General features: G+C 36.9%; 4 protein-coding genes. All 4 read left to right on the top strand.

Annotated features, from left to right (window positions below; all coding sequences use genetic code 11):
- The first annotated feature begins 288 nt into the window (after nt 1-288).
- Nucleotides 289-1233 carry an ABC transporter ATP-binding protein gene (locus tag AB1414_11260; GenBank protein MEW6608009.1) on the top strand — a complete coding sequence of 315 codons (945 nt, stop codon included), beginning with the start codon at nt 289-291 and terminating at the stop codon, nt 1231-1233.
- A 16-nt stretch (nt 1234-1249) separates the two neighbouring features.
- On the top strand, nt 1250-1579 hold the full coding sequence (locus AB1414_11255) for a cupin domain-containing protein (GenBank protein MEW6608008.1): 330 nt from the start codon (nt 1250-1252) through the stop codon (nt 1577-1579).
- A gap of 465 nt (nt 1580-2044) precedes the next feature.
- A complete protein-coding gene (locus AB1414_11250; protein MEW6608007.1) occupies nt 2045-7162 on the top strand; it encodes an Ig-like domain-containing protein in 5118 nt (1705 codons plus the stop codon).
- A 370-nt stretch (nt 7163-7532) separates the two neighbouring features.
- Nucleotides 7533-8267, top strand: coding sequence for a polysaccharide deacetylase family protein (locus tag AB1414_11245; GenBank protein ID MEW6608006.1), 735 nt, complete (start codon nt 7533-7535; stop codon nt 8265-8267).
- Nucleotides 8268-8392: the final 125 nt, after the last annotated feature.

Raw genomic sequence — 8392 nt, 5'->3', positions numbered from 1 at the left:
CGGTGCATCGAACTCTTGGGCCAGGTTTGCTTGACACCGTGAAGAGTGATAATTCACAATTCACAATTGACAATTCACCATTCACCATTATTAAGGAAATTTAGGGAAGAAATTGTGAATGGTGAATAGTTACGAATTTATCTCCATATCTCCACTCCATAATCCCCATATCTCCTTTTCTTACACTATTTCAACCTTATATGCTAGATTAAGACACCACCCAGGCTCACCTGTAAAATCTGTAGTTATCTGCGTCCAATATAATTTCCTATGAATTCAAGAGAAAAAATGCAAATACTTGAAATTAAAGATTTAAATGTGCAATATAAAACCTCCAGAGGCTGTGTTAAAGCAGTAGATGGAGTATCTTTTGGGCTAAAAAAAGGTGAAGCGATTGGATTAGTCGGTGAATCTGGATGTGGAAAAACATCTGTAGCGATGGCAATTATGAAACTTTTACCAAACAACGCTCAAATAATCTCTGGTCAGATACTCTTTAAAGATGAAGACTTAATCCCAAAGACAGATAAACAGATGCAAAAGATACGCTCAAGGTGTATTTCTTTGATTTTTCAATCCGCAATGAATGCCTTAAATCCAGTATATCGGGTTGAAAATCAAATAATTGAAGTAATCAGAAGGCATATCGCAATCACTAAAAAAGACGCCAGGATAAGAGTAAAAGAATTATATGATTTAGTTGGAATGGATTATAGTTTTGCCAGGCAGTATCCCCATGAATATAGTGGTGGGATGAAACAACGGGCAATAATAGCTATGGCACTTGCCTGTAATCCAGAGATTATTATTGCGGATGAGCCGACAACTGCTTTAGATGTTATTGTTCAAGACCAGATAATAAAGAAAATCATTGAAATTCAACATAAACTTAATATGGCTCTTATTTATATCTCACATGATATTGGGGTTATTGCGGAAACCTGCAATCGAGTGGCCGTAATGTATGCCGGGAAAATAATGGAATATGCACCAACGAAAATGCTTTTTAATACCCCATTGCATCCTTATACTCAAGGGCTTTTATCTTCTTACCCCAGCATATCTGGTGAGAAAAGAAAATTATCCTCAATTCCACTTGAGTCAATGAATAAGTTTAATTCTGATGTTATTTGCAGATTTTACCAGAGATGTTCATTTTCAAAGGATATTTGTAGGGAACAAAAACCTGTGTATCGTGAGATTGAAAAGGAACACTGGGTTTTATGTCATTAAGGAGGTGAATTTAATAATGGAAAGGGTTAATGAAAACGAAAAGGAATATCGCGGCGGTGATTCTGGTCCAAAATACCTATTTCGAGGGCAAAGAATGGAATGGGGGATTATCCGATTTAAACCAGGTCAAACATTAGGGGCTCATTTTCATAATGAGGTAGAAGAAACCTTTTTTTTCATTTTCGGAACGCCTCAAATGGTGATTGATAACCAGAGTTATCGAGTTAAAGAAGGAGACGCATTTAAGATTTCACCAAAGGAAAAACATGATATAATCAATGACACAGAACAAACAATAAGAATTATCTTCATTAAAGTCCCTTATTTGCCAGAAGATAAGGTGTAACCGTTCAGGGATATAGCCACAGAGTCACAGAGAACACAGAGGGAATATATAACCACGAATGAACACGAATAATAAAAAGATTTATAGTGCGAGGCGTTAGCCTCAAGATTCGCACTACATTTATCGAATGTCACAGGTTAATTCGTGTCCATTTGTAGCTAATTTCTCTAATTCTCTGTGAACTCTGTGCCTCTGTGGCTGAACGGTTACTAAATTTCCTGGATAACTGGGCAAAATGGTTATGCAAAAAGACTAACTTTCATAACCCCTAAACCAAACCAGCCTCCTAATTGTAATCCTTTCACCAAAAAACTCCTAAATATATCCCCTTATCTCCTTTATCTCCATATCTCCTTTTCTTACACTACCTGAACGCTTACAATATTTTTTACCCATAAATTTTACACGCACCCAAAAAACCAGTTGACTTTTTAGAGATTGAGTGGTAAAATGCTATGGTGTCAAATGACCAGATTAAATATTTTATTATGTATGCTAATAATTTTTATTGCCAGCGCTTCATCTGCTCAACAACCCAAAAATATAAAACATTCCAATATTACTGCCACACGGTTTTTTGTCTCGTGGATTACTGATGGAGTTGGAACAGGGGCAATTAAATATGGAACAAATTCTGCCAATCTTAATCTCATTGCTTATGATGAGAGAGGGGAAGAGATTCAAGATGATGTCCATCATATACAAGCCGTTGGCGTAACCGCTAAAACAACTTATTACTATGATATTCTCAGCGATGGTATCACTTATAATAACGCAGGACAACATTATACAATTACTACCGGACCTGAATGGATACCTCCAAATGTTGACAATCCAGGATTTGGCACGATTACAAAGTTCGGTAATCCGATTCAAAATCGTAGTTGTATAGTTTATTTAAAACTACAGGAGAAAAATACCAATAACATTTCCGCCCTTCAATCTATGCTTGTAACTCATCCAGAAGGAATATGGCTTACTTACTTAAATAGTTTTACTAAATCAGATTTATCAGGCGAGTTTAAATATACGGTTAATTCTAACTATCAGTTGATAATTTTTGCTGAAGGCGCAAATGAAGGGGCGGCCGGGATGATTCTCGATATAAAAGACCCACCACTCCATCGACCTGCCCCGGATTTAGAAATTGGTTCGGATACAACCCCTCCTTTTATTGATGACCCAAAACCTGTTTTTAATGCGACCCAGGTTAATGTCAATAGCAATATTACCCTTCATCTTAAAGACACAGGCTATGGAGTAGATGTAAATACTTTAGTTATGAAGATAAACAATACAACAGTTACCCCAACAAAGATTGGCACACCGCAAGATTATTATATATCTTATATCCCGCCTCAACCTTTTGAATTCGGCACACAGGTAAAAGTAAGTATTTATGCCAGAGACTTAGCCACGCCTGCGAATACATTAGATACATTCTATACATTTACCACAACATCTGACCCTAATCCACCAGTTATTACCGGGCGAATACCTGCCCCAAATGCGACTGGAGTTGCGGTAGATACAAATATTACTATCTTTCTCCAGGATACGGATAGTGGTATTGCCACCTCAACAATTATTATGAAGGTAAATGGTGAAAGGGTATATCCCCAAATAGGTGGCAATTTACCTAAATATTGCACCCTTGTTTATGACCCTGCTCAAGATTTTAAATATAGTCAACTGGTCAATGTTTCAGTTGAGGTAACTGATAATTCCTCAAATCCTCTACAATCTACATATACCTTTACGACTAAACTGGATAATAAAACTCCCCAGACTTCAGCCCATATTCCGCAAAAAAATGATACCAATGTGCCAATTAATACCCTTATTCTGTTTAATATTATTGATGAAGACGCCGGTGTAGCAAGTTCAACGATTGTCTTCAAGGTAAATGGGGTAACGATTACGACCTATTCGTTAAATGAAATTCCGCAGGGCTATTTTCTTTATTATGACCCGCCGGTTGATTTTGACTATGGACAAATAATCGATGTCTATTTACAGGTAGAAGATTTTGCCGCAGTCCCCAATAAACTTGTTGAGAACTATACATTTACCATAACTACAGATATTATTCCACCAAAGGTTATCTATCGTAAGCCTGATATAAGAGAAACTCAAGTCCCGGTTGAGACAAACATTACCGTCTATATTCGGGATGACGAATTGGGTGTAGATAAAAATTCGATTGTCCTGTTTGTAAATGAAGAAAATGTAACTGGCAAACTCACCATTACCGGAACAAAAACAGAGTATTTAGTCAATTATGACCCGACGGTTCACTTTGACTATAACCAGGTTGTCCGTGTCCGTATCAATGCCAAAGATTTAGCCAATAACCCTATGCCACAAGATGCCTATACCTTCACCACTAAAATAGATGATATAAAGCCTTATGTAACTGACCATTTCCCGGATAAAGAAACTCAAGGGGTTAAGGTCGATACCGCAATTATGTTCAATCTAAAGGATAATGAATCTGGTGTGAATATTTCTACTATGATTTTTTTCGTAGAAGGTATTGATGTAAGTTCTAATGTGAAAATTACAGGAACAAAATCAGCCTATAATATCTTTTATAAACCAAAAGATAATTTTTATTATGGACAGGTAGTAGATATAATGATTAAAACCTTTGATTTTGGCTCAAATACTGTTGAAGAGATTTACTCTTTCACGACTGAGCCAGATATGATAAAACCTGAGATTTCTGACCAATTTCCTCCTAAGTGGGCAACCCAAACCCCCAAAAATACTGATATTCGCTTCATCATCACTGACAATGAATCTGGAATAAATCCTGAAACGATTATCCTAAAGGTTAATGGTCTGCCGATATACATTAATAAAACGCCAATAACTCCTCCAAAGGCATATTTAATTGCTTCAAACCTCCTTAATTTTGGGTATAATGAGGTTGTGGAGGTATATATTGAGGCAGGGGATAATTTTGGTAATATCGCCACTGAAACATATACCTTTACGACTATCCAGGATAAGAAAAAACCATATACCGCTGAACATTACCCTACACCAGCGGCAATAGATGTACCGGTAGATACAAATATTATTATGAGTGTTTGTGATGATGAATCTGGAGTAGTCAGGGAGAGTATTTTATTAAAGGTGAACAATAGCACCATAACGACGATGAGTGTTTTCCCAATATTAAATGGTTTTACCATTGTCTATGACCCGATAAAGAACTTTAATTATGGGGAGGAAGTGCTTGTTTATATTAAAGTCGAAGATAAGGCTGGAAATTTAGCCACACAAACTTATACCTTTACCATCATAAGAGATATTACCCCGCCTTATACATCAGATTATAACCCGGCTCCGTTTGCCGCAGATGTGCCAATTAATACAGATGTTGTGCTTCATATTCGAGATGATGGGATAGGTGTGGATGGTTCGTCCATTGTGATGAAGGTAAATGATGTCCGTGTCTTCCCCATAATTATCCCGCCAATACAAAATCTGACCCTGATTTATCGACCGCCAGTATGCTTTGGTTTTAATGAAGTGGTGAAAATAAATGTTATGGCAACGGATTTAGCCGGCAATACGATGACTCCAGTATTTTACACATTCACGACTACCCTGGATAATCTCAGTCCTTCTATTACAGATATGATTCCTGCCCCCAATGCCACACAGATAGCCGTAGATACAAATATTTCCCTCCATATTAAAGACCTCGGTGCGGGTGTGAAAAAAGACTCAATTTTGATGAAGGTGAACGGTCAAATAGTTACTCCGCTGATAAGTGGGACTAAAGAGGATTATACCATTTTTTATAACCCAATTTATGATTTTGAGGCAAATAAGCGGGTTTATGTTTATATCTATGCTGTAGATTTAGCCCAAATGCCAAATGTCTTAGAACAAGAATATTTCTTTACCACGATTGATACCCGACCACCGTATGTTACAGACCAGATGCCCGCACCAGATTCCAATAATGCTCAACCGCAAACGGATGTTTTATTTCATATTAAGGATGATGTGAGTGGCGTAGATAAAACAACGATTAAGGTGATAATAAATGGAGCAACCGTAACTTCTAATTATCAAATTGATGGCTCGATTACAGATTTTACCTTTAGTTATAATCCACCAGTAGATTTTGATTATAATCAAACTGTCTGGGTTACTATTATAGCTCGTGATTTTGTAGGAAATAGTCTAAATACGACTTATAAATTTTTTATCACAGATACCATTCCTCCTTACACCACAGACCATAAACCTGAAAAAGGCACTACAGATGTATTGATAGCCACTGAAATCGAGTTTCATATAAAAGATATTGGAGCAGGGGTAGATAAGACCTCTATCAATCTCTGGATAAACGGAAATAAAGTAGATGCATTAGATATTAGAGGAAATACATATCATTACATAGTTAAGCATAAACCTCAAATACCTTTTCAATTTGGGCAAATAGTCACCATCACGATTGAGGTAAAGGATTTAGCAGTTTTGCCCAATACCCTTTATGAGGTTTATACCTTTACAACTAAATTTGATTATGACCCGCCAATGCTTCTCTGGGTAGTTGGAAAAGATAATAGCCATCTCACTGCTTTCTTTGATGATGAAAATCCACCAATAAATATTGGTAATGCAATGTTTCTTCTCTTTGAATCCAAAGCCCCACAAAAGACGATAAAGGTGTATTCTGCCAGTTTAGATGGAGGGAAAAATGTTAATTTGACAACAGACATTTTAAAAAACGAGGTATTTTATACATTGGTGGTAAATAATGTAACCGATGCGGCAGGAAATCCTATTTTACCACCCAATAACCATGCTGAATTCTCCTTAAAAGACACACTGGAAGGGATAATTGAAAAACCGGATAACACTAAGGTAGAATTTTCACCAAATACCTTCGCGGAGAACATAGCCACGATTGAAATATATTCTTTGTCAGAAATAGCCGCAATCACCCAGCAGGCAAATGATAATGCCAGACAGAATAAAGAAATAAAGGGATTAGTTCCAAATACCACGCGGGTATTTATTGCCAGAAAGACAAATGGTGCTGAGGCTTTACCTGATGAGTTTTTAGCCAGCCCTGAGATAACGATTCCGTATCCTCCATTAGTTTTTGACCAGGAAGAAAAGGTATTTTATCGGATTTATCGATTAATTAACAATCACTGGATAATAGTTCCTGGCAAACAAGAGGTAGATACCCTTGCGAACACTGTTAGTGTTAAGGTGCCACATTTTGGTATTTATCGGATTGCCGGTTCAAGTCCGGCACCACAATTACCACCCGATAAACTTATCAGTCAAACAGAGGTTTTCCCCAATCCATTTAAACCCAATCATTCCTTTATCTATTTTAGAAATTTTGCTGGAGCAATTACGGTCAGGATATTCAACATTGTGGGAGAATTAATGAAAACGATAGAGGTTCCAGTCGATGTCCATCAGCCGTATCCCTGGGATGTTAAGGATGATGATGGCAAAGACCTGGCAACAGGAATTTATATCTATGTTATTACCAATTCAGTCGGGGATAAAGTTACTGGAAAGGTATCGGTTATCAGATGAGTGGTGCTCAGATAAAATCTGTATTTATTAGCCGTGTATCTATTTTCGTAACCGTTCACCGCAAGATGCCACAGAGACGCAGAGAAAAAATTAAAAACTATTCACCAGAGACAGAAACTTCCTTTTTTTGCGCATTTCGGGTCTTTCGTTGTTTATTAATCTTTTAATACGGACTTTTGACTAACTGTTTTTAAGCCTTTTTAAACACCGAAAAACGCGAAAAACACGGGAAAAAAAAAGATATTTTCCTCTCTGTTTCTCTGCGTCTCTGCGGTAAAGGATTACCTGAACGGTTACCTATTTTCTTTATGTTAAAATCTTGAAAATCTGCGTTTATCTGCGTCCCCAAAAAGAGGAAGGAATACATCTCATGGTTAGCTGGTTAATATTTGTTAGTCTCTGGTTTATTGCATTGTCCTGCAGATTTAACTGGTGGAGAAAGGATAAACCAGGCATTCCTATTTTAATGTATCACAACATTGGTGTTGCACCCAAAACTGCAAAAAATAAGAAATTATGGGTAACTGAACGAAAATTTAGACATCAGATGGCTTATTTGTATAACCATAGTTATCAACCGATTACATTTAAAGACCTTACTTCTTTGCCAGATAACCCGGTGATTATTACCTTTGATGATGGGGCAAAAAATAATTATACGGCTGCCTTTCCCATTCTTAAGCAGTATAAATTTAAGGCATGTATGTTTTTATCTACCGCTCGTAGTGAACTCTCAACCGCAGAATTAAAAGAAATGCAAGATTTTGGAATAGAATTTGGCTCTCATACGAATACTCATCCAAATTTGCTTAAGATTAATGAAGATGCCGCAAAGGAAGAAATAACAGGCTCTAAAAAGATATTAGAAGAAAGATTAAACACACAAATCATTGCCTTTGCCTATCCTTATGGGGCAGGGGCTTATAATGAGAAAATTAACCAGATGGTCAAAGAGGCAGGATATACCTATGCCTGCGGCATCCGACAGGGAAAAGTAACTCTGCCCATAACGACTCCATATTGCTTAAAACGATTACTTATTCGGGGGGATGATTTAATGATTGATTTTATACTTAACTTACGAAAAGGTCGAAGTCGATTTTAAGTAACCGTTCACCGCAGAGATGATATGATAAAGTGTCAAGTTTGACCTGCGAAAGATTTTATGGTATACTATACAAAAAGTATTAACTAACTAAAATAAGGAGGACAAACTTATGACACAAACAA

Source organism: bacterium, from assembly GCA_040755795.1.
Classification (GTDB): Bacteria; UBA9089; CG2-30-40-21; order CG2-30-40-21; family SBAY01; genus JBFLXS01.
Note: the sequence above shows the minus strand (reverse complement) of the source record. Positions and strands in the feature narration are given on the sequence as shown.